The organism is Nitrosarchaeum sp. (assembly GCF_025699065.1).
GTDB lineage: Archaea > Thermoproteota > Nitrososphaeria > Nitrososphaerales > Nitrosopumilaceae > Nitrosarchaeum.
In genome coordinates this window covers 258,801-282,428 of sequence record NZ_JAILWF010000001.1, presented here as the reverse complement: position 1 = coordinate 282,428, position 23,628 = coordinate 258,801, and the positions used below count along the sequence as shown (strand labels likewise).

23 protein-coding genes are annotated in these 23,628 nt (G+C 31.9%); 14 read left to right on the top strand and 9 right to left on the bottom strand.

The genetic code is table 11. The features are described from left to right. The first annotated feature begins 371 nt into the window (after positions 1–371). The 3 genes from K5782_RS01735 (at position 372) to ilvC (ending at position 3,014) form a co-directional block, all read left to right on the top strand. A complete protein-coding gene (locus K5782_RS01735; protein ID WP_297463504.1) occupies positions 372–1,292 on the top strand; it encodes an EF-Tu/IF-2/RF-3 family GTPase in 921 nt (306 codons plus the stop codon). 34 nt (positions 1,293–1,326) lie between these two features. Next, the gene (locus K5782_RS01730; protein WP_297463502.1) at positions 1,327–1,857 is read left to right on the top strand and encodes a nicotinamide-nucleotide adenylyltransferase; all 531 of its coding nucleotides are present in this window, start codon (positions 1,327–1,329) and stop codon (positions 1,855–1,857) included. Between the two features lie 146 nt (positions 1,858–2,003). Further along, the gene (gene ilvC, locus K5782_RS01725) at positions 2,004–3,014 is read left to right on the top strand and encodes a ketol-acid reductoisomerase (RefSeq protein ID WP_297463501.1); all 1,011 of its coding nucleotides are present in this window, start codon (positions 2,004–2,006) and stop codon (positions 3,012–3,014) included. A 4-nt stretch (positions 3,015–3,018) separates the two neighbouring features. Here the strand turns inward: ilvC and K5782_RS01720 are convergent, their stop codons facing one another. From K5782_RS01720 to K5782_RS01710, 3 genes are all read right to left on the bottom strand, one after another. Next, entirely contained in the window at positions 3,019–3,441 is a 423-nt protein-coding gene (locus K5782_RS01720; protein ID WP_297463500.1) for a cobalamin B12-binding domain-containing protein, read from the bottom strand. A gap of 128 nt (positions 3,442–3,569) precedes the next feature. After that, complete coding sequence (locus K5782_RS01715; protein WP_297463499.1) at positions 3,570–4,082, bottom strand: hypothetical protein; 513 nt, start codon at positions 4,080–4,082, stop codon at positions 3,570–3,572. An 84-nt stretch (positions 4,083–4,166) separates the two neighbouring features. Then, the gene (locus tag K5782_RS01710; RefSeq protein ID WP_297463498.1) at positions 4,167–4,565 is read right to left on the bottom strand and encodes a DUF6659 family protein; all 399 of its coding nucleotides are present in this window, start codon (positions 4,563–4,565) and stop codon (positions 4,167–4,169) included. A 122-nt stretch (positions 4,566–4,687) separates the two neighbouring features. On the opposite strand from K5782_RS01710, the gene K5782_RS01705 reads away from it, so the two are divergent. From K5782_RS01705 to mce, 6 genes are all read left to right on the top strand, one after another. Next, entirely contained in the window at positions 4,688–7,183 is a 2,496-nt protein-coding gene (locus tag K5782_RS01705; RefSeq protein ID WP_297463497.1) for a M1 family metallopeptidase, read from the top strand. After that, positions 7,180–7,590 (top strand): hypothetical protein, encoded by a 411-nt coding sequence (locus K5782_RS01700; protein WP_297463496.1) that lies wholly within the window; start codon positions 7,180–7,182, stop codon positions 7,588–7,590. The genes K5782_RS01705 and K5782_RS01700 overlap by 4 nt, the downstream gene beginning before the upstream one ends. 42 nt (positions 7,591–7,632) lie before the next feature. Next, positions 7,633–8,550, top strand: coding sequence for a methylmalonyl Co-A mutase-associated GTPase MeaB (gene meaB / locus K5782_RS01695; RefSeq protein WP_297463682.1), 918 nt, complete (start codon positions 7,633–7,635; stop codon positions 8,548–8,550). Between the two features lie 5 nt (positions 8,551–8,555). After that, on the top strand, positions 8,556–10,154 hold the full coding sequence (locus K5782_RS01690) for a methylmalonyl-CoA mutase family protein (RefSeq protein ID WP_297463494.1): 1,599 nt from the start codon (positions 8,556–8,558) through the stop codon (positions 10,152–10,154). Between the two features lie 66 nt (positions 10,155–10,220). Further along, on the top strand, positions 10,221–11,873 hold the full coding sequence (corA, locus tag K5782_RS01685) for a magnesium/cobalt transporter CorA (RefSeq protein WP_297463493.1): 1,653 nt from the start codon (positions 10,221–10,223) through the stop codon (positions 11,871–11,873). Between the two features lie 62 nt (positions 11,874–11,935). Further along, a complete protein-coding gene (gene mce, locus K5782_RS01680) occupies positions 11,936–12,331 on the top strand; it encodes a methylmalonyl-CoA epimerase (RefSeq protein WP_297463492.1) in 396 nt (131 codons plus the stop codon). A 42-nt stretch (positions 12,332–12,373) separates the two neighbouring features. Here the strand turns inward: mce and K5782_RS01675 are convergent, their stop codons facing one another. From K5782_RS01675 to ppdK, 3 genes are all read right to left on the bottom strand, one after another. Further along, positions 12,374–13,192, bottom strand: a complete 819-nt coding sequence (locus tag K5782_RS01675) for a hypothetical protein (protein WP_297463491.1) — start codon at positions 13,190–13,192, stop codon at positions 12,374–12,376. 148 nt (positions 13,193–13,340) lie between these two features. Further along, the gene (locus tag K5782_RS01670; protein ID WP_179365003.1) at positions 13,341–13,898 is read right to left on the bottom strand and encodes a CBS domain-containing protein; all 558 of its coding nucleotides are present in this window, start codon (positions 13,896–13,898) and stop codon (positions 13,341–13,343) included. Between the two features lie 47 nt (positions 13,899–13,945). Next, positions 13,946–16,699, bottom strand: coding sequence for a pyruvate, phosphate dikinase (gene ppdK, locus K5782_RS01665; protein WP_297463489.1), 2,754 nt, complete (start codon positions 16,697–16,699; stop codon positions 13,946–13,948). A 348-nt stretch (positions 16,700–17,047) separates the two neighbouring features. On the opposite strand from ppdK, the gene K5782_RS01660 reads away from it, so the two are divergent. The 3 genes from K5782_RS01660 to K5782_RS01650 all read left to right on the top strand — a co-directional run bounded on the left by K5782_RS01660 (position 17,048) and on the right by K5782_RS01650 (position 18,391). Continuing rightward, entirely contained in the window at positions 17,048–17,518 is a 471-nt protein-coding gene (locus tag K5782_RS01660) for a VOC family protein (protein ID WP_297463488.1), read from the top strand. Positions 17,519–17,617: 99 nt separating this feature from the next. After that, the gene (locus K5782_RS01655; protein ID WP_297463487.1) at positions 17,618–17,857 is read left to right on the top strand and encodes an Lrp/AsnC ligand binding domain-containing protein; all 240 of its coding nucleotides are present in this window, start codon (positions 17,618–17,620) and stop codon (positions 17,855–17,857) included. A 3-nt stretch (positions 17,858–17,860) separates the two neighbouring features. Next, positions 17,861–18,391 carry an Lrp/AsnC ligand binding domain-containing protein gene (locus tag K5782_RS01650; RefSeq protein ID WP_297463486.1) on the top strand — a complete coding sequence of 177 codons (531 nt, stop codon included), beginning with the start codon at positions 17,861–17,863 and terminating at the stop codon, positions 18,389–18,391. Between the two features lie 2 nt (positions 18,392–18,393). Here the strand turns inward: K5782_RS01650 and K5782_RS01645 are convergent, their stop codons facing one another. Both K5782_RS01645 and K5782_RS01640 read right to left on the bottom strand, forming a co-directional pair. Then, the gene (locus tag K5782_RS01645; protein WP_297463485.1) at positions 18,394–18,552 is read right to left on the bottom strand and encodes a hypothetical protein; all 159 of its coding nucleotides are present in this window, start codon (positions 18,550–18,552) and stop codon (positions 18,394–18,396) included. 1,028 nt (positions 18,553–19,580) lie between these two features. Continuing rightward, positions 19,581–20,024, bottom strand: a complete 444-nt coding sequence (locus tag K5782_RS01640) for an Lrp/AsnC family transcriptional regulator (protein ID WP_297463484.1) — start codon at positions 20,022–20,024, stop codon at positions 19,581–19,583. 184 nt (positions 20,025–20,208) lie between these two features. Here K5782_RS01640 and K5782_RS01635 point away from each other — a divergent pair, with 184 nt between their 5' ends. After that, on the top strand, positions 20,209–20,670 hold the full coding sequence (locus K5782_RS01635; RefSeq protein WP_297463483.1) for a hypothetical protein: 462 nt from the start codon (positions 20,209–20,211) through the stop codon (positions 20,668–20,670). Between the two features lie 19 nt (positions 20,671–20,689). Here the strand turns inward: K5782_RS01635 and tpiA are convergent, their stop codons facing one another. Next, positions 20,690–21,370 (bottom strand): triose-phosphate isomerase, encoded by a 681-nt coding sequence (tpiA, locus tag K5782_RS01630; RefSeq protein ID WP_297463482.1) that lies wholly within the window; start codon positions 21,368–21,370, stop codon positions 20,690–20,692. 211 nt (positions 21,371–21,581) lie between these two features. Here tpiA and K5782_RS01625 point away from each other — a divergent pair, with 211 nt between their 5' ends. After that, positions 21,582–23,606, top strand: a complete 2,025-nt coding sequence (locus K5782_RS01625) for a PAS domain-containing sensor histidine kinase (protein ID WP_297463480.1) — start codon at positions 21,582–21,584, stop codon at positions 23,604–23,606. Positions 23,607–23,628: the final 22 nt, after the last annotated feature.

Sequence of the window (23,628 nt, the reverse complement as noted above, 5' to 3'; positions counted from 1 at the left end):
AATCCTATACCATTTGAACGTGATTGATCAAAAGACTGATGATTCAGAAGATCTATCTGAGTATTCATGCTGATAAAATTTTTGTACTATCGTTGATTCCAAACTCTTTTAGTTTCTGGTCCATTGTACATTTACAAAAGGTTTGAATGATTTTTTCATTTACGAATTCTAAATAATGTTTATTATCTTGTAGTATAATCGACAATCTCGGAGGCAATTGTCTTGGATAAAAAGAAAAAGTAATCCGAAAACAAATCTAATCTAAAAAACCTCAATCAAACTAAATCTATAACCTCATAAACAAAATATTTCTTTTTTTATTTTTCCAACCTCCTACTTAATTCATAAAACCCGATTTTCACTCTCAACGTATGGTGAAGTCAATCAATTTTGTAGTCTTGGGAAAACAAGACATTGCCCTAGAATTTGGAAAAAAAGGAACTGTAACGGATCTTTCTCTTTATGATAGAAAAGAAGCAGATGTTATCAAAACTTGGGTGACTCCTAGCGGATTTCCTGATAAGATACAGCCACTTTTACAATCAATCAATTTGGCAGAATTTGTCATATTTCTTGTTGATAAACTTGACAAATTCACTGGGGAGCAAATTATTGCACTTGATACACTAAAAAAAACTCAAGGAATCTTATCCCATACTTTTGATGTTGATGAATCAAAATTAAATTCAATGATAAAAGGTACTGTAGTTGAAAAATACCTCAAAGTTGAACAGGACAAACTTAAAGAAGAGATGGACAAGATTCAGCCAACTTCAAACATTGACCCTCCTAAAATGGTAGTTGATCACTGCTTTGATGTTAAAGGCGTTGGGACAGTAATTCTTGGTAAAGTAACATGTGGAACAATCAAACAATATGATAACCTCAAACTATATCCTGCAGGAATTGATGTAATGATAAAATCAATTCAAATGCACGATGATCCTGTTGAGGAATCTGTATGTCCTGCAAGAGTTGGTCTTGCAGTAAAGGGTGCAAAACCAGATGAGATTGGACGAGGCGATGTCATTGCAAAGGAAGGAACTGTGATTGTTAAATCTGAAATTGAGCTTGATTTTACTAAAAGCCCATTTTATAAAACTGACATTGCTGAAAATCAAGGGTGTCTAGTTAGCGTAGGTTTACAAATAAAGGCTGCCAAGTTTTCGTCAATTATTCCTTTGAAACTAAAATTTGAAAAACCAATAGTTTACAATCCTGGAGATATTGCCGTCATTTTAAAACCAGAATCAACCACAATTAGAATTCTTGGTAGTGGTCCAATCAAATAGACTCATTTAATTAAATCAAAATTTATCGTATTTTATGCGTGGATTGATGATGGGTAGGTTTCAGCCTTTCCATTTGGGGCATTTAGATTTAGTAAAACAAATTCTTGAACAATGTGATGAAGTGGTAATTGCAGTAACTAGCTCTCAATTCAATTATTTAGAAAAGGATCCTTTCACAGCTGGTGAGAGAATCGAAATGATTCATGACTCGTTAAAAGAATCTAAAATTAATTTATCTCGATGTTTTATTGTTGCAATTGAAAATCAGTTCAATATTGCAACGTGGTCTTCTTTTCTAAAGTCAGCATTACCCCACTTTGATAAAGTATACAGTGGAAATGAATATGTCAAAATGTTATTGGCAGATTCTTCAATTGATGTAATTGAGCCCAAATTTCTAGATAAACCCCAATACAACGCATCTCATATCCGCCAAATGATAATATCTGATAATAATTGGCAAGCTTTAGTTCCTGGAGCAGTTGTTAAATTTTTGCAAAAGATCAATGGCAAAAAAAGATTAGAAGTTATAGCAAAATCCGATACAAAACCAACTGAATACTAATGGAACCAATACGTGCTTGCCCAATTTGCCCTAATTGTGGCTCAAAGAGATTTCAACGTCTGCCTGGTGATAAAGTCACAGTAAAGTGTCGTGGTTGCGACAAAATTATTGAAATCTGAAATTCTATAGTTAATATTTGCAATATTTTGAGTAATTATATGGCAAAAACATGGAAAGATAAAGATATCAGCTTAGATCCATTAAAAGATCAAACTATTGCCGTAATTGGTTATGGGATTCAAGGAGATGCTCAAGCAAATAACATGAAAGATTCTGGTCTTAACGTAATTGTTGGCCTAAAGAAAGGTGGAAACAGCTGGAAAAAAGCAGAATCTGATGGTCATAAAGTAATGTCTGTATCTGATGCATGCAAAAAAGCCGATATAATTCACATTTTACTTCCAGACATGATCCAATCAGAAGTTTACAAAGCTGAAATTGGACCAAATCTCTCTAAAGGAAAAGCATTATCGTTTTCACATGCAGCTGCAATTCATTGGAAATGGATTGATGCTCCAAAAGATATTGACATTATCATGGTTGCACCAAAAGGACCTGGTTCCAAAGTACGCGAAACATATCTTGAAAATTTTGGTACTCCGTCAATTGTTGCAGTACATCAAGATTTCACAGGAAAAGCTTGGGACCGAACACTAGGAATTGCAAAGGCAATTGGTAGTGCACGTGCAGGATTGATTCAAACCACGTTCAAAGAAGAAGTTGAAACTGATTGGTTTGGAGAACAAGCAGATCTTTGTGGCGGTGCTGCATCAATGATACAAGCTTCATTTGAAACGCTAGTTGAGGCAGGCTATCAGCCCGAAATTGCGTATTTTGAGGTATTACACGAACTAAAATTAATTGTAGATATGATTCAAAGATACGGAATCAATGGAATGTGGAGACGTGTAAGTGAGACTGCAAGATATGGTGGTTTAACACGTGGTCCGATGGTAATTACTAGTGAAAGTAAAGACAACATGAAAAAAGTTCTAAAAATGATTCAGGATGGAACTTTCAATAAAGAATGGATTAATGAATATCAGAAACATGGTAAAGATTCATTTGATAAATACATGAAAGAGACTGAAGCACATCAAATTGAGAAAGTTGGAAAGCAAATGCGTAAGATGATGTGGCCTGACTCTACTGAGTAATTTATTATAATTTTCTTAATTTTGAAACTCCATTGGTGATATGTTCAATTATTTCATTTAATGGTGTACCTGGACCAAACACCTCATCGACACCTGATTTTTTAAGATCTTTTTTATCTACTTCAGGTATTACGCCGCCTCCTACTACTAGTACATCTTTGATTCCTTTTTTGTTTAATGCCTGAACTACTCTTGGAAATAATGTTCCATGTGCACCATTAAGTAAACTCATTGCAATTGCATCGACATCTTCGTCTTCAGCAATTTGTGCAATTCTGTCCGGGGTTGCAAATAGACCTGAGTAAATTACTTCCATCCCTGCATCTCTAAATGCTCTACATAATACTAGGGCTCCTCTATCGTGGCCATCCAAGCCCAACTTAGCAACTAGAATCTTGACACGTCTTGAAGCCGTTTTTTGTTTCATATCTTGTGGTTGTTATTCATTATTTTAAAGGCTTTATTTGATTTTCGAAACCTCAAAACAATGCAGGAAATTACCTTTGGATCTTTGATTAAGTTTTTTTAAAATAACATTAGATATGTATCTAAAAATTAAATGGCTGTAATGCTTGCCATCACGTTTTGTCTTATGGCCTTTAAATGATTTTTTTGTTTTTCAGTTAACTCTTGTTTCTGTAATAGCATATCCACATGAACTAGTAAAGGTACAAGGGAATTTGTATTCACTACGGGTAATTGTGCATCATCAGCCTGTTTTTTACGCTCTCTTTCTAATTCCTCTAAAAGTGCTTTTTCTTGCCTTGCCTCTTTATCTTTAAACAATTTATCTTCTTCAAGAATTTTGATTTTATCTAATAATATCTGATTCATCTCAATAGCTAACATTGCAAGCTGTGCTTTTTCTTTTAGATTATGTTCTTGATTTTTTTCTCTAATTTTTTCCACGTTAATTTTTGGCTTATTTCCTGCCATTGATTGGAATTGTTTTACTCTTATCTCGTTGAGTTTTTTTTGATTCAATACAACTCGATTATGAAACTGGACACTGATTTTTTCTAAAGATTCATAATCGTCAATCATATTTTTTACAACAGAATATTGCATAAAATGATATCGTTTAAGATTTTTTGAAAGTTATAGTTCATGCAGATGTATTTTTAATCAATACTTGCATTTGATTTATTTTTACTATGGATAAATATCTGGAAACATTGTAAATGCACTGTTCACTTTTTTTATTACTTTTTCCACATCTATGTCTCTTTGCGCTGAAATTAATACTAGATATTCCTCAGTTGGGATGCTAATCATTGTAACCTTTCCTCTTCTAGAGGCAATATAGTCAATAGGACCTAACTCCTTATCAAAATCTTTTCTCATTAGATATTCTAATGTTAATTGAATATACATTCTACTGTCATTAGGATGAGTCAAATATGATTTGACATTTTTTTTAAAACCTCCAGCTATTCTCTTTCCCATTTTGTCTAATACTCCGACAAATCTAATCATGGGTAATTCCATTACCTTGTTACATGATTCATCTAATGCCTTAATTATTTCCGGGCTTGTCACATCTATTTTCAAAAATGCTCAGTTAAAAACATGAGTTATAATTTGTGCTTATGGATAATACTAAATTTTCCTTTTTATGTCAACATTTTTGCTTTTTAGAAATTTAGATAAAGCGCTAGAAAACTACTTCTTCTGTGAATGTAATTCCATCAAATTATGCCCTTGAATTTGAGCCTATTTTCAAAAATTTTACCTTCCATGGCAAGGAAACCATTACTGTAGGCTGCAAAACTCCTGTAAATTCTATAATCCTTCACTGTGCTGAGATCAAAATCAAATCATGCACTGTACGACAAAATGGAATGTCTCAGAAAGCAACTACTAAAATAAATTCAAAAAATGAAGAATTAACAATTATAATTAAAAATAAACTTAAAGGTACTTTTTTTATTGATATTGAATTTATTGGTCAGTTAAATGATCGTTTGCTTGGATTCTATCGAAGTCAATACAGACAAAATGGTAAAACAAAATATCTTGCAACTACACAGTTTGAGGCAGCTGACGCAAGAAGGGCGTTTCCATGTTGGGATGAACCTGAGGTAAAAGCAACATTTGAGATTTCTATAATTGCTGAAAATAAATTTACTGCCATTTCAAACATGCCAGTAACATCTAAAAAAAGACTAAAAAATAAAACTGTTTACACATTTGCAAAAACTCCAATAATGTCTACATACCTTATTTATCTTGGTGTTGGTGAATTTGAATATCTTACAGGTAAGATTGGTAAAGTTCAAGTTCGTGTAATTACAACAAAAGGAAATAAATCTAAAGGAAAATATTCGTTGGAATTAGGAAAGAAACTCCTTTCATCTTATGAGAAATATTTTGGAATAAAATATCCATTGCCTAAATTAGATTTGATTGCAATACCGGACTTTGCAGCAGGTGCGATGGAAAACTGGGGTGCTATAACATTTAGAGAAACAATTCTTCTTTATGATCCAAAGACATCATCAACTAGAACAAAACAATACATTGCTGAAGTTATCTCTCATGAAATTGCACATCAGTGGTTTGGAAATTTAGTTACTATGAAATGGTGGAATGATCTGTGGCTAAATGAAAGTTTTGCAACCTTTATGGCAACAAAATTTGTAGACAAATTTTATCCTGAATGGGATTTATGGGATCAATTTGTTGATGATGCGATGAACAATGCAATGGCTCTAGATTCGCTCAAAAATACTCATCCAATTGATGTTAAAGTTAATTCTACATCTGAAATTCGTGAAATATTTGATGCCATTTCTTATGATAAAGGTGGATGTGTTCTAAGAATGCTAGAACACTATGTTGGCGAATCAAATTTTCAAAAGGGATTGAAGCAATACCTTGCTAATTTCAAATACAAAAATGCTGAAGGTAAAGATCTTTGGGATGCAATAGGAAAAATTTCTAAAATGCCAGTTCGTGCAATGGTTCAGACATGGTTAAAGCAACCTGGATTCCCTGTAGTTGAGATAGAAAAACAAGATTCTACATTACATCTCAAACAGAGACGTTATGTTTTAGAATCTGATAAAAAATCAAACAAAGGTTTGTGGTCAATTCCACTCTCTGTAGGTTTACAAGATGAATTATTTCAAAAACTATTTACAAAAAAATCAATGTCTGTAAAATTACCGAAGAATAATCTAGGCTTTGTAGCTAATTTTGGAAGAAAAGGGTTCTATCGTGTAAAATATGATGAAGGTACTTTGATAGACCTTAAGATGCTAGTAGACCAAAAACAAATTCCTGCAATCGATAGATGGGCAATTCAAAATGATCTGTTCTCATTATGTGTTTCTGGTGACGAGACAGTACGTAACTATCTTGATTTCTCTGATGCGTATTATGATGAAGACAGCTATTTAGCAACAGTAAATGTAGCACATAATCTGTCCTCTTTGTATTTTAGAGCATTTGATGAAGACTTTTCTGATCAAATTAGAAATTATACGGTAAAATACCTAAAGAAAATTTTACATAATCTTGGATGGGATCCTAAAAAAACTGATAAACACACAGATGCTCTCATGCGTGGGTTTGTAATTTTTACATTGGGTAAATTAGATGACGAAGAAGTAACAATTGAATCTGAAAATCGATATAAACAATTCATGAAAAACCAAAACTCTCTTTCTCCTGACTTAGTTGAGCCTGTATGTTCTGTAATGGCATGGAACGGTAATTCTAAAACACATGATGAATTAACGCGTCTTTATAGAAATGCAAAATCTACTGAAGAGAAACTTCGCTTCCTTGGAGCAATGTGTAGTTTTAAGGATCCGAAATTACTTCTTAAATCATTGAATTTCTCTCAAACATCTGAGGTACGTTCTCAAAACATGCAGCTCCCAATCATGAAAGTTGCAGGAAATCCTTATGGTAAAAAGATACTTTGGCCTTGGTTAAAGAGTAACTGGCCAAAACTAAGTAAAAAAGTTGGTCGTGGTAATCCTCTGTTTAATAGAATTGTTGCAAGTATTTCATCAATTGCTGATGATTCTATGGAAAAAGAGATTCGTCAGTTCTTCAAAATGAATCCTACTCCGGGAACTGAAAGAACTCAAGAACAAACTCTTGAGAGAATTAGAATTAGTTCTAAATTCTTACGAAATATGAGAAAAGAATTTTCATGATTAATATGGCGAAAATTATTCCTTTGATTTCTATTGCGATAATTACTGTATTGGGTTTGTTTTTTATTTTTGATTCTGGTTCTAATCATGATGTTTTAGAATCTACATTTGAAATTGATGCTACCTATTATGACGGAGGATACGTTGAAATTTCATATCTTGATAAAACTTCAAAGACAAATCATGTGGTGCTTGAAGTTTTGGGAATGGATGAGTCTTTTCAAAAAACTCTATCTAGTTCTAAATTTGTAGAGATAGTTCCTTTTCCAATACTCCCAAAACATGGTTGGCAAGTTCACCCTGTTACTTTTTTAATAGATCATCAAGACCTGGGTAAAGTTTCTCTAAAAACTGAAATTCACTCATTTGGAGAAGATGCACCTCAGATTATCTACGGTTCTCCCTAAGATCACACACAAGATTTTATTGCAGCTAACAAAAATTATCTTATATTGGATATTTCTGATTTAAAAAAAGGTAAGAGAGGCGCAATTGCTAAAGCCATTAGTATAGTTGAAAATAATCCCTCAGAGGCAAAAAAATTACTTAAAAAAATATACAAAGATACTGGTAATGCATCTATAATTGGTATTACAGGACCTGCCGGTGCTGGAAAAAGTTCACTAATTAACAAAACATCTGTTGCGTTAAAGAAACTAAAAACAAAACCTGCAGTTCTTGCAATAGACCCTACAAGTCATGTGACTGGTGGTGCAATACTTGGAGATAGAGTTAGAATGACTGAATCTACTGACTCTGGAACTTATATCCGTAGTATTGCTTCAAGAGGTGCAACTGGCGCAGTTTCAAGATCACTTAGAAATAGTATTAGAATTTTAGAATATGCCGGATTTAATCCAATAATAATTGAAAGTGTTGGAGCAGGCCAAACTGAAGTCGAAATTTCAAACATTGCAGATATCACAGTTGTTGTCTTTAATCCAAATACCGGTGATAGCATTCAAACGATAAAAGCTGGTCTGACTGAAATCGGAGATGTCTATATTGTTAACAAGAGTGACCTTGATGGCGCCAATCAACTCTTTGATGCAATTCGTGAGTATATCGGCTCTACCAATTTGAATCCTGTATTTTTGAAGACATCGGTCAAAAAAAACTCTGGAATATCTGAATTTGCTAAGACTCTAAAAGAAATGATGAATGCAAAAAATAAAAATAAACATGATAAAGATATGCTTAGACTAGAAACCGAATTAAAAGATATTATTTTAAATAATATGAGTGAAAAGATCGAAGTGATGTTAAGTTCTGATAAAACATTCTCAAAGTATCTTAAAAAAATACAATCAAAAAAGATGGATCCTTTTGAAGCTGCTGATAAAATTACAAAATCATTGGTAAAGTGAAAAAGATGATAAAAAAACAAACTAGTAAAAAGACACCAAAGAATTTTGTTACTGATTCTAATTTTCCAGTAAAACGAATCTATCAAAGATCCTCTAAAAAATATGTTAAAGAAGACTCTGGAGTATATCCATACACTCGTGGAATTCATACCGAAATGTTCCGTGAACGATTTTGGACGATGAGGCAGTATTCTGGTTTTGGAGATGCAAAATTAACTAACGAACGATTCAAGTTCATGCTTGAAAAAGGACAAACTGGACTCAGTATGGCTTTTGATCTTCCGACTCAAATAGGACATGATCCAGATTCTGCTCCTGCTGAAGGTGAAGTAGGAAAGGTTGGCGTTTCTATTGCTTCACTTAAAGATATGATGATTGCATTTGATGGAATTCCTTTGGGTAAAGTTAGTTCTTCTATGACAATTAATTCTACTGCATCAACTTTACTTGCATACTATATCGTTGTAGGTGAATCACAAGGATTCAAAAGTAATGAGCTAAGAGGTACAACACAAAATGATATTTTGAAAGAATACATTGCAAGAAACACATACATCTATCCACCTAAACCGTCGATGAGACTAATTGGTGATATGATTGGTTACTGTGCTGAAAAAGTTCCACAATGGTATCCTGTTTCAATTTCTGGATATCACATGAGAGAAGCTGGATGCACAGCTACTCAGGAAATTGCATTCACAATTGCAAATGCTATTGCATATATCCAAACATGCATTGATAGAGGATTAAAAATTGATGACTTTGCTCCAAGACTATCATTTTTCTTTTGTTGTACAATTGAGTTCTTTGAAGAGATTGCAAAGTTTAGAGTTGCAAGAAAAGTATATGCAAAAATTCTCAAAGAAAAATTCCATGCAAAAGATCCTCGTTCATTACAACTAAAATTCCATACTCAGACAAGTGGAGAATCATTAACTGCTCAACAACCTGACAATAACATTGTACGTGTTGCCATACAGACAATGGCTGCCGTAATTGGTGGCACGCAATCACTTCATACTAATTCTAGAGATGAGGCACTAGCATTACCTACACAAGAATCCGCAAAGATTGCTCTTAGAACGCAACAAATTGTTGCACATGAAAGTGGAGTGACTAAGACTGTTGACCCCATGGCAGGCTCGTATTACCTTGAGGAATTATGTGACCAGATAGAAGAAAATGTTTGGAAGTATCTGAAACAAATTGAAAAAATGGGCGGTTCTATTAAGGCAATCGAAAAAGGCTTCTTCCAGTCAGAAATCAGACAAAATGCATATCGTCTTAAAAAAGAAGCAGATACTGGAGACCGAGTAATCGTAGGAGTAAACAAATACTCTGAGATAGAAGAAAAACCTCCTGAATTACTAAGAATTGATGATAGAATTGAAATCCAACAAAAGAAAGCACTCAAAGAACTTAGAGCAACTAGGGACAACAAGAAACTCGAAAAAGCATTATCTGCAATGAAGAGTGCAGCTGATTCTGATGAAAATCTAATGCCATACATTATTGCCTCTGCAAGAGCATTTGCTACAACCGGAGAAATCAGTAATACGTTTAGAGAAGTATTTGGCGAATATCGTCCAAAAGAAGTATTTTGATAAACAAATTGATTTTGCCTGATATATCCTTATTTTGTCACAATTTTAATCTAATATTGTGATGACATGAACAATACATTCGGTCTAGTAATTAACAGGCTGTCTGTGGGTTTTTTATTTGCAGTTGTTTATCAAATAGTTGTAGCTTCTGCAACATATCTTTTATCAATTCCACTGTCTGGGAATATTTCGGATCTATTTTTAGGAATCAAAAAGGCTGATTCTGAAGGAATTTTGTTGATTGCATGGTGGATAATATCTACCATAATTATTACTCTGATCTCTCTGATTATTGTAAAACATAAAAATTATTTTTCAGTTTACAAAAATGAAAAAAATATAGATATCCCACCAAAAATTTCAATTCTTACAATTATTGTTATTGGTTCAATAATATCTTTCATGTTTTTTTTGATGGATTCTGCTATTGGTATTTTTGTACCTTCTAACTCAGCTGCAGATGTTCAGGCAATTTACGAATCTGCACTTGATGGCAACTTCATCCCATTTTATTTCAGTGTTTTGTTTTCTCTTTTAACTGGATTTATCATAGTTGGAGTTGCAGCTAAAACATCCAATGTCTCAAAAATAACCGGTGATTTTGGAGTTAATAATTTCTCTTATCTTTCTAAATTTCTAACTAAGAAAAAATTAAATCGAATTACCATGACTGATACAATCGGTTTTCGTCCAGGTGCATTAATTCACATTGGAGAAAAAAAGGTAGAAAACATACGAATTGATCTTTTTGAATACGATGAAAAAAATGTGCTAGAAATACAAAATGCCACCATTGAAGCCTGTCTAGAATCTAAAAATAAACAAAATGTAACTTGGATAAATATAATTGGAATACATGATCCTAAAATAATTGAACAATTTGGTAATGCATTTGGTGTACATTCTTTACATCAATCAAATATCATGAATACTGAACTTAGACCGTCAATTGATATTCATGAAAACTATATTTTTTTGATGCTAAAAATGCCTCATTTTAACGAACAAAGTGGGAAGATTGACCTAGAACAAATTTCATTTGTAATATCAAAATATCATCTATTAACATTTCAAGAAATTGAAGCAGATTTTTTTGATCAAATTCGTAAAAGATTACGAGAAAATATTGGTAAAATCAGAACACTACAAACTGACTATCTTGGTTATGTGTTGCTTGATGCAATTATTGATAGTTATTTTTTAGTTTTAGAGAAAATAAGTGATATTTCAGAAAATTTAGAAGATGAGCTTATGACTAATCCAAGTACAAACACATTACATACGCTACAATTTCTGAAACGTCAGATGATCTTATTGAGAAAGTCTGTTTGGCCTGCTAGAGAGGTTTTGGATAATCTACAACGTAGTTCCACTTCTCTTATTTACGATGAAACTAAAACATACTTGCGTGATGTTTACAATCATGCTGTTCAAGTGATTGATACTACTGAAGGATTAAGAGATGTAGTGGGTAGTCTTTTGGATACATATCTTTCTAGTGTGAGCAATAAGATGAATGAAGTTATGAAAACACTAACTGTGATTGCAAGTATTTTCATTCCAATCACTTTTATTGCAAGTATCTATGGAACTAACTTTGAATATATTCCTGAATTACAATGGTATGGAAGCTACTTTGTAATGATTGCAGGTATGGGAGTTACCGTTCTTATAATGCTGATTTGGTTTAAGAAGAAAAAGTGGGTCTTTACAAAATGAATCAATTTTGCATTTTAAATCTCAAATAAATCTAAATACTCTGAATTGTAGATATGTTTTAGATGAAAATTGATCATATTGCAATTGCAGTAAATGATGTAGAAGAATCTGCTAAAATATACAAAGAAGCATTGGGAGTACATGAAGTTGAATTTGAGACGGTAGAAACTGAAGGTGTTAAGATTGCAATAATTCATCTTGAGAATGGACGAATCGAATTGATGCAACCGACTAACGATGCTAGTCCAATTAAGAAATTCCTTGATAAAAAAGGACCCGGCCTTCATCATATGGCTTTAGAGACTGATAATATTGAAGGTGAAGTTTCAAGAATGGAAGGATGTGGAATTCAATTTCTAGGAAAAATTCGACCTGGTTCTGCTGGAACTAAAGTCACATTCATTCATCCAAAATCACTTAATGGCGTTCTTGCCGAACTATGTTCTCATCCAAATTAATTTTAATTTTTAAATAAATAATAAAAATAAAAAATAAATTTATCAAGAATTATCTGATTCTTGAATTTGTTTTAAGATGTTATTCATGTCGTGTATCATCTTTTTTTGTTCAATAATGTTCTTTGAACTTACAAAGTCTTTTTGAATCTCGGAAAGCTTATTTTTTAGATTCACAATTTGGTCTGACTGTGAAATTGGCTTTAATTTTTCAGCAGTTATTGGTGATGTCTCAGTTGCAGTCACCTTTACTTTTGTGATGATTGCTTCACAATTATAACAAGGTGCATTTAGATCATTTTCTACTCTTGATAGTTTTCCATTTACATCAAAATATGACTGTGTTTTTTTGTCTGTGAAGTTATGTTTGATATTCAAATCTTTTATGACATTTAACATTTCTATTTTGGTCATCTTTGCATATCTTGAATATTCTTTCATTGCATCAAAATACGTACCGCCATTTTTAAGAACTGTATCTCTGGCATCTTTTGCAAGAGTTATTTTGGCATTGAGATAATCAAATTGGTCCCAGTAAATTCCTTGATAAGTGGCATTAAATCCTGATACATATTTTGCAAAAGCGTTTCTTGGTGTAAACTCTTCATATGTTTCATTCATTCTATCCACAGCTTGGTTTAAACTGGTTTGAGCGGCTATTCTTTGCTCTTTGATGTGTTTTTGATATTCATCCTCTTTCTGTTCTTTTTCTTTTATGGCTGCAAATTGTTTTCTTGCAATTTCAATATTCTTTAGGATGTTTTTTGTAATTGGGTTGTTTTCTAAGTCATTTCCTTGTATTTTTGTGAACTTTGTGTCTGTTTCAGCATAGGATTGGCTCGATGAAATCGAGACTGTAATCATTATGCTCAAAAGCATTACGAACAGTGTTTTTCTAAGCATTGATTTTACAACTATGTTTTTAGAATATCTAGTCTGCTGAGAATTCCTACTGATGATTGATACTAATTGTTTTAATAGTGATTTTTTAGAAAATTTTTGAAATTTAGATTTATTCCATCATCTTTAACGTATCTGATGCAGTAATTATCCCAATTATCTTTGATTTTTTTGATACTAGAATACACTTTGAATATCTGATTAATGGAACTAGAATGTTTGCTGGTGTATCATAATCTACAATTGGTGGAACCGGCTCCATCGTATCCGCTAGTTTTGCATTTTTTAGTTCAGATTCCCCTACATCTGCAAGATGTTTGACAATTCCATCTTCTGATATTACACCAACAAGTTCAGTTCCATTGAAAATAGGAATCTGACTGATGGATGATTCATGCATTTTTTTAATTGCATCATGTAAAGTATTGGTTGGTTTCAATTTTACAACATCTTTACTACAAAAGTCTCCCGCTTTATGAGATGATGATTTTCCTTCTAAATTTGCAAGACTGTCAAAAACTTTTTTTGCAGTGTCATAACTTGGCTGACTTCTACCTGATTCTATTTGATTAATCATTGATGTACTTACTCCAACCATTGTTGCAAGTTGTTTTTGTGTAATCCCTATTTTTAATCTCATTTGTTTAATTGAATCAATTCTTGGTAGCAATTCGTATTGTACTATGGTTAACTAGTTTTAAAATGTGTTTTATGCAATTATCTTCTTTTAGATTTGTTTTTTCTTACTGCTTTCTTTACTGGTTTTTTAGCTGCTTTCTTTACTGGTTTTTTAGCTGCTTTCTTTACTGGTTTTTTAGCTGCTTTCTTTGGTTGTTCAATTGCTGCCTGGGCAGCTGCTATTATTGCAATTGGAATTCTATGTGGTGATGCACTGACATAGCTCAGCTTTGCATTGTGGCAGAATTTAATTGAATTTGGGTCTCCACCATGTTCTCCGCAAATTCCTATCTCCATGTCTGGTTTGATGCTTCTGCCAGCTGAAATGCCTATTTTCATTAAACTTCCAACTCCGTTTACATCAATTGATTGGAATGGATTTCTCTCTAGGATCTCTTTATCCATATATTCTGGTAAGAATTTTCCTTCGACATCTTCCCGACTAAAGCTAAATGTTCCTTGTGTAAGATCATTTGTGCCAAAACTAAAGAATTCTGCAGTACTGGCAAGTTCATTTGCAGTCAAAGCTGCTCTGACAACTTCAATCATTGTTCCAAAGTTAATCTTTAATTTCATATTATATTTTGTTTCCATTTCCTTTTTGATATTGTCGTAGATTTTTTTAATATGATTTAATTCTGCAATACTGCTAATCTGTGGAATCATGATTTGTGGATGGGCGTCCACTTTATTCTTTGCTAATTCTGCTGCTGCTTCAAACACTGCTCTAATTTGCATCTCATAAATTTCTGGGTATGTAATTCCCACTCTTACTCCTCTATGGCCCATCATTGGATTAATTTCCGCAAGTTCTTTTGCTCTTTTTAGTAGGGTTTTTGTTTTCTCTAATTCTACTGTTTCATTTTTCTGTTCTAGCTTGTGGATTTTTTGATTCAACTCTTCTGGATTTGGTAAAAATTCATGCAATGGCGGATCCAATAATCTAATTGTAACTGCATATCCTTCCATCGCTTTTAGTATTTCAATGAAATCACTTTTTTGTAATTCTCCCAATTTGGTCAAAACTTTTTTTCTTTCTTCAATGTTTTCTGCCATGATCATATCTACAAATAATCCAATTCTGTCACTTCCGTTGAACATTCTTTCTGTTCTGCATAGGCCGATACCTTGACCTCCAAACTCTCTTGCTAATTTAGCTCCTTCTGGAGTGTCTGCATTTGCTCTAATACCTATTTGTTTTACTTTTTGGGCCCATTCTAGTATTGTTTTAAAATCTTCTGTAATTTTTGGTTCTGTTGTTGGAATTTCTCCTAAATAAACTGAACCAGTGCTACCGTCAATCGTAATTGCATCTCCTTCGTGAACTATTTTATCATCTACACTGAATTGTTTATTATCGTAATCAATTCTCAAATCTGAGCAACCTACAATACATGGTTTGCCCATGCCTCTTGCTACTACTGCGGCATGGGATGTTTTTCCACCTCTACTTGTAAGAATTCCTACTGATTCAAAAAATGCTGGAACGTCTTCTGGCTTTGTTTCTTCTCTGACTAGAATTACTTTGGCTCCATTTTCGCCCATCGCTGTTGCCCTTTTTACATCTAGTACTGCTATCCCACTAGCCGCTCCTGGTGATGCCGCTATTCCTTTTACCAATAATGTGTAATTTTTAATAGATTTTGAATCAATTGTTCTATGGAGCAGTTGTTCTAATTGTTCAGCGTGTAATCTGGTAAGTGCTCTATTTTTATCAATTAATTTTTCATTAACCATATCTACTGAAGTCTTTACCATTCCAACTGCATTCATCTTTGCATTTCTTGTTTGTAATAAATAAAACACACCGCGTTCAATTGTAAACTCTATGTCTTGTGGTTCTTTGTAATGTCTTTCTAATTTTTCACATGTCTGTTCTAACTGCTTGTATGATGCTGGCATCTCGATTTTCATTTCATCTACTGGTTTCCCAGTTCTGACCCCTGCGACAACATCTTCTCCTTGAGCATTCACTAAATATTCACCAAAAAGATGTCTAGTTCCATCTCCTGGGTTTCTTGTAAAAACAACTCCTGTAGCACTATCATTGCCCATATTTCCAAATGCCATTGAAACTACATTTACCGCAGTTCCATTTGCAATATCTTTTGTAATGTTATTTCTTTCTCTGTAAACAATTGCTCGTTCTCCCATCCAACTTCCAAACACTGCTTTGATTGCTAATTCCAATTGCTCAGAAGGATCAGAGGGAAATGAAATACCTGTATGTTTTTCACAAATCTTTTTGTACTCGGTAACTACTAATTTCAACGATTTTTCATTTAATGCACTATCTGCTTGTACTGCTTGATTTAATTTTGCATTTTCTAAAACTACATCAAATTTTTTATCATCGACACCAAATACCACTTTGCCAAACAGCTGAACAAATCTTCTGTAAGAATCCCACGCAAATCTTGGGTTGTTGCTCTTCTTTGCTAATCCCTCAACTGTCTCATCATTTAATCCTAAATTTAAAATAGTATCCATCATTCCTGGCATGGATATTGCAGCACCTGATCTTACTGAAACTAATAATGGGTTTTCTTTAGAATTCCATTTTTTTCCAGTTCTTTTTTCAATTTTTGTAATGTTCTTTTTTACTTCTGCCATCAATGTTTTTGGCAATTTTTTTCCATTTTGGTAATACTCATTACAGACTTGAGTAGTAATCGTAAATCCTGGTGGTACTGGTAACTTGAGTTGGGTCATTTCACACAGACCAGCTCCTTTTCCACCTAGAAGCTTCTTATTTTTCCCGTCTCCTTCATCATAAAAGTAAACTTGTTTCATTTTATCTAGATTATCAAATCAAAATCAGGGGTTTTTAAAGCATTGCCTTAGCAGATTTTCTAAACTATGCCTCTTCGAAACACAAGCCTTAGATCGTTTTTTAGATTATGGGATTATAATAAAAAAAATGTAAGATAAAAAATATCTTATACTGTTACTTTTTCTTTGTTGCTGATTTTTTTGCTGCTGCTTTTTTCTTTGCTGCCATGACTGACAAGTTATTTACTTTGATTTCTATATGGCACATCAAACAAATTACACCATATTTACAATATCTGAAAAATATTTTTTCTCTAAAAAAATATCTGATCGATAAAAAGATAAATTGATTCAGTTCCATTATCTTTCATGGTAAAACCAATTCCGGATGGATATCATTCTGTTACCCCTACTTTGACTATTCGTGGAGCATCTGACGCAATAGAATTTTACAAAAAAGCATTTGATGCCAAAGAGGTTTATAGATTTCCAGGCCCTGATGGCAAATCCATAATGCATGCTGAAATAAGAATTGGTGATTCCGCCATTATGCTTTGTGACGAAATGCCTGAAATGGGATGTCTATCCCCCAAATCTACAGGCGGTCCTAGTGGAGCAATTTACCTGTATGTGGATGATGCTGATTCTGTTTTTAGTAAAGCTGTTTCAGTGGGTGCCCAATCTATGTTGCCTCTTATGGATGGATTTTGGGGAGACAGAATTGGGATGCTGGTAGATCCATTTGGTCATAGATGGACTGTTGCTACCAGAAAAAAAGAAATGTCCATTGAGGAGATTCAAAAAGCTGGCGCCGAATTTATGAAAGGTAATCTTAAATAAATTTTAAATTAAATTTGTTTGAAAATTACTTGTAATTGATACAAATTTTCATGAAGTAATATTTTGTCTTAAATAATAATCGTGATTAGATATACCGTTATGGCAGTGGCTTATGTTTTGATTAATTGTGATCTTGGGCAAGAGGAGTTTGTCATTGAAAATCTCAAGCATATAGATTCTGTCAAAGAAGTTCAAGGTACTTTTGGAGCTTATGATATTCTTGCAAAAATGGAACATGCTGAAAAAGAAAAATTACGTGAAATGATTATTTGGAGTATTAGAAAAATGGAACACATACGATCAACACTTACCCTTGTGGGAATTGAGGGGCAAAACTAGAGTATGTCTAAAGCATATGTTTTGCTATCTAATGAATCTGGAACTGAAGATTCTATTTTATCTTATTTGAATCATATTGAGAGTGTAAAAGAGGCACATGGCACTTTTGGTTCTTATGATATTTTGACAAAACTTGAATCGAGTAACGAGCAAAAAATTCAAAATGATATTTCCAATGGAATTAGAAAAATCAAAAAAATTTCCTCTACATTAACATTGTTGGTAAATGAAAAATTTAGTTTTAAAAAAATAACAAAAAGTGAAAAAGAGATTTTAGATAAATACATGGCACAAGCTTTTGTAATTATACACTGTAACAGATCCAATGAATCATCCATTTTACAGGAGTTAGAAAAAATACCTGAGATATTGGAAGCTGACAATTTAATTGGTTCTTTTGAAATAATTTGCAAACTAGCAGCTCCTACTTATAACGAGATTTCAGATATCATTGGTAAAAAAATACGAAAAATTCCAAACATAAAATCTACAATTACTCTTAATGTAGTTGGAGATCAAGGTTTTACTAAATAATTTTAATGATAAATCAAGTATGGCATTTTATCTTTGGTGTCTGGGGTTGGATTTGAACGCTGTCCACATTTTGGACGAATGATCTCAGCATCAAAATTAACTTCCCAAATCGCTTTGTCGTATGTAATACACTTAATTGTTTTAGTGTAGTGGATATTCACCTTCTAACCTCCTGTAACTGTATCAAATAATGCATGTTCGTGTTCATCACAATTTCCACAATAAGGATACATGCAATGACAATGTGGTAGTGGTATGTGGCAATTATTGCAATTAGTATATGGTTCAATTTTTTCTAGAACTGCTTTTGAGTTCGTTTCTATAACTCCCTTCGTCATCCACAAGAAACACAAATTTGCATTCCGTCATTACACTCATAACTTTCTAAATCTGGTGTATGCTCACATTTTAGAATCTCACGCATGCTATAATTATTAATTCATAATGTTATAATTTATTTTCAAAATTCTTAAAAAATGTTTGTTTTTTTCAATAATTTTTGTATATTTATTCATATTTTATACAATGAATATAAATTCCAATAATTCCAATATTTTACATGAAAGACAAAAAAGAACGAGATAAAGAAAAGCTAAAAGAAAAAATGGATAAAAACGAAGTATTGGCATTTACTTGATAATATGTTTGGAATCTATCAAGACATTCATAAAGCCAGTTTCAATAGAAGATTTGAAACTCTATTCTTGAATAACAACATTTTTGTAAGGAGTTTCTAACAGGAACTTACCGTAAGTGACATGTTATAATGTAATATACTTATCAGGATGTTTGGAATCAATTTAGAAAATGTAATTAATTTGATATGGCATTTGACTGTTATTATCAATATGCAAAAAATAAATGTGCGTTATTGATTCATTATTAAATAATTTAAATTTTGTAGTGGGGTGTGATCATTTACAAAACAATTTATTATTAATGATGAAAGATGAGGTTACATTTTAAAATTAGATAAAATTTATCATCCGATTGTGTTGTTATTTTAAAAATAACACTAGCGCAGCTATTACACTAACTATCCCAGTAAAGATTAATGTATTCCGTATTCCATGATGTATGGTAATTAATTCACTCGTGCTTTTTTATTACATTTCTTGAATTTAAAATATTTTTAATCTATTCTTAAAATTTATTTAGAATTTGATTTTAAATTAAAATTATTTACATCCTATGATAGTCGAAAATCTTCTTTAACACTGTTTAATACAATATGTGTTTCTGTATTTTCTACATTTGCTATGGTTGATAGACTTTTTACAAATTTACTTAGATCATTCCTGTTTTTGAATTTACTTATGACTAAAATATCTGCTGGACCTGTAACATCATACACGGCACACACATTTTCATTTTCTGCAATTTTATTTTCTATCTCTAACATTTTCCCCTTTGTTGTTTTAACTTCTATTATTGCTGTAAGGTCGTATCCAAGTATTTGATGATCTAAACGTGCAGTGTATCCTGTGATTATCTTTTTTTGCTCTAGTTTTTTAATTCTACTAAGTACTGTGACAGTTGATAATCCAATTTTATGTGCAAGCTGTCTTGCTGATAATCTTGCGTCCACAAGTAGATTGTTGATGATTTTTGTATCTGTCTCATCAAATTCCATGTATCATATATTGTGAATAAATATTTAAGATTATGCTTAATATCTTAATGAATCTAAAGAAATATCAATATATTCCTTATATTTATCTAATATAATATGAATATAATGACTATGTTAATTACTGTCGATCCAGAAATTGTGATATTTTTTGTCTACACGTTGAATTTTTGCCCACGAGATTAAGATGTCTATCTCAAAATTTGAAAAAAATGATACTTTCCTGAAAAAAATTCTTGATGCTCCATTAGGACAAGTTGTTACCGTACTTGGCGAGAACCTAAATTGTAAAATCTGTATCGATTTAATTGAACAAAATACTCCCAAACCTGGTACAAAATTTGAGAGAAAAATTGTTGTATCTGCAGATGAATTACCAATAATCCGAGCAATAATAAAATTTGATAGAAATCACCTCCCTGATTACGTTGTTAATGAATTACTACAGAAACGCAGTCTTGTAGGCACGATTCTTAATAGATATTCTATTACAAATGACAAAAAAGTGATCTCTACAAATTTTGATAAAAATGGGAAAAAATTTTATCGAATTTATGAAATACAAAGTTATGGAAAAGTATTGTTTGAAATCGATGAAGAAATTAAATTGGACCATTTAGCTCTAATTAGAAAAAAGTATCATTTGTAAATACAGTTTATGTGATTATTTAATTAGTCGTTAATTCATTATGTTTCTTCATTGTGTTTGAAAATTCTTCAATTATTTTTGTCCAATTTTTTGCTTTAATTATCCCACTTGCAACCAAGATCCCTTCAGAACCTAATTCTAATGCTTTTGAAACATCTTTGCCTGATACAATGCCTGCACCACAAAGTAACTTTGTATTGTTATTTGCACTTTTTACTGCTTTAGCAGCTTTAACAATTATTTCTGGTTTCTCATTTGATACTGCTTTTCCTGAACCGATTAATTCTGGTGGCTCAATTGCAATATAATCTGGATTTAATTTTAAATATTTTTTTACTTCTGCAACATCTTTTACACACACTACTGACATCATTTTTAATTCCTGTAGCTTCCAGACAAGTTTTGAAACATCATCACTAGAAATCCTATGTTCACTGTGATTAATCAGAGAACCTCTCACTTTTGATTTTTTTAATAATTCTGGAATAACATATCCTGTGGTGCTACCAATTTTTGAATTATCAACGTGTTGCGATATGATTGGAATTTTGCTATTTGATACTAATCCAATTAGATGTTGAGGGGGTGCAATTACAATTTTTAACTTGTATTTTTTTGAGATCTTTTCAGCAATTTTTACAAACTTCAGTATTTTATCTCCTGAAATCTCTTCATAGTTTTTACAATTTATTATGAACACTCTAAATTGTAATAATAGTTATTTTATAATCTATTGTAAGTAATTTTGAGGCTAATTTGTGTGTTGAATACAGTTATTTTTCATATGGCCATCTGGAATTTTATAGTAAATAAAAAATGAATTTTGGGTAAATTTCTCAATAATTTATTTCAAATATGTTAACTTATTTGACTGTCCCAGCATTATAAGGCAAATTTACCTGATAACAGAGATGAATATTGAAAAAATATGGATACGCTACTTAATTTTCATATCTATTGGTCTTATCATTCTATCAATCATACTTTTTAGTTATATCCAATATTTAGAAACAAAATATCAATTTGTTGAAGATGATAAAGCACTTACAATAGAAAGAATTCGATATAATTTAGATAATCAAGAACAACGGATTCATTTAGTAGGAGAATCTATACGTAGTATTTATCTTGATTCAGAATATGATCCAGATAGCAATCATGAGCAATTTATGATTGGTATTCTTAGAACTTTTCCTGATATAAAAAATATTTTTATCCTGAATAATAGCCGAATAATCGAATCATACCCTGTTCAAAGTTTTAAAAATTCAAACGTTGAAGATATTTTTCAAACTTATTCGGAAGATAATAATTCCGGCAGTCTTGATATGTTGGAATTTCCAATAAATCATGAACTTACAGCTGTAATTGACATCCCTTTTGAATATCTAAACATAGAACAAACAATACATCAAAAAAATTTTAAATTGATTGTATATGCCCAAGACAAAAAAATTATCCCGTTTCAGCTAGAAAGAAATGATAATGAGATTTACACAGAAGATGTTGAATTTACCTATGAACAGCTTGATGATGTAATTCATATCAAAAAAGATACGACTCTATTTGCCTTTATAGATCACAGACCAATCAGTTTAGAATATGCTTTATGGTATCCGTCTCTTGCACAATCTTTCTTATATTTTGAAATAATTGCAATTGTCGTTGGAATATTCCTTTCTGCAATTTTTCCAATTTTATTTATTCGGGCTGAAAGATTAAGTAACTTCCTACAACACAAAACTATCCAATTACAGGATATCAATAATGACATGAAAATGTCAAATGACATTTTAAAACAAACCCAAAAACTACTCTTAAAATCAAAAGAAAAATTCCAGAATTTCTACAATGTATCTCCGTACGCAACATTCATTATTGATAATGATAAAAAAATAGAGTCATATAATGAAAAATTTCAATATATGTTTCAATATCGAAGTGAAGAACTTATTGGTCATCCCTTTTTATCTATAGTTTCAGATAAAGGTCAAAAAGATGCTGAAAAATATTTTGATGATTTAGAAAACATTGGTAAGATTATCGACCAAGAAAATTGGTTAAAGAGAAAAGATGGGACTGAGTTTCCTGTGCTTTTTAGTAGCGTGCGTATTCAGGATAGTTCTGATAAACAAAATGGATATCTGTGCATTATTCTTGATCAATCTGAATTTTATCAAATAAAAGAACTAGAACAAAAATATAATGCGTTATTACAAGAACAGCTAGTTACGCTAAAAGAAACTGAAAAACAAAAAGATGAATTTGCATCAATGGTTTCTCATGAGCTAAAAACTCCATTATTTCCAATTAAATTCCACGCAAAAATGATACGTGATCCAGATTTTGGAGAATTAAATGAACAACAAAAAGAATCTCTAAATCAAATTTACTTTAATGCAGAACGTCTTGAAACAATTATTGATGATCTTTTGGATTCTCAAAGAATTGAATTACATACTATGAAATTCAAATTTGCTGAAATTCATTTATCTAAAATTATGGATGAAATTTATCGTCAAAATGAAATCTATATGCATGACAAAAATATTTTATTTACAAATGCTACTTCTGATGATCTAATATTCAAAAGTGATCTTGGCAGATTAAATCAAGTTATCACAAATCTAATTAAAAATTCAGTAGATTTTGTGCCTGATATAGGTGGAAAAATTGAGATTGGTGCTTCCACGGAAAATAATTCTATTTTGTTTTATGTAAAAGATAACGGTATTGGAATTCCAAAAGAAGAGCAAAAACATCTATTTCACAAATTTTATCAAACAGATACATCTGTTACACGAAAACACGGTGGTACTGGCTTAGGATTGTCTATCTGTAAAGGAATCGTTGATAATTTAGGAGGAAAAATTTGGATTGAAAGTACGCCAAAAGTAGGGACCACCTTTTTTATTAGTCTCCCAATTATTAAGTAAAAACTATTCACTTACACTTAAA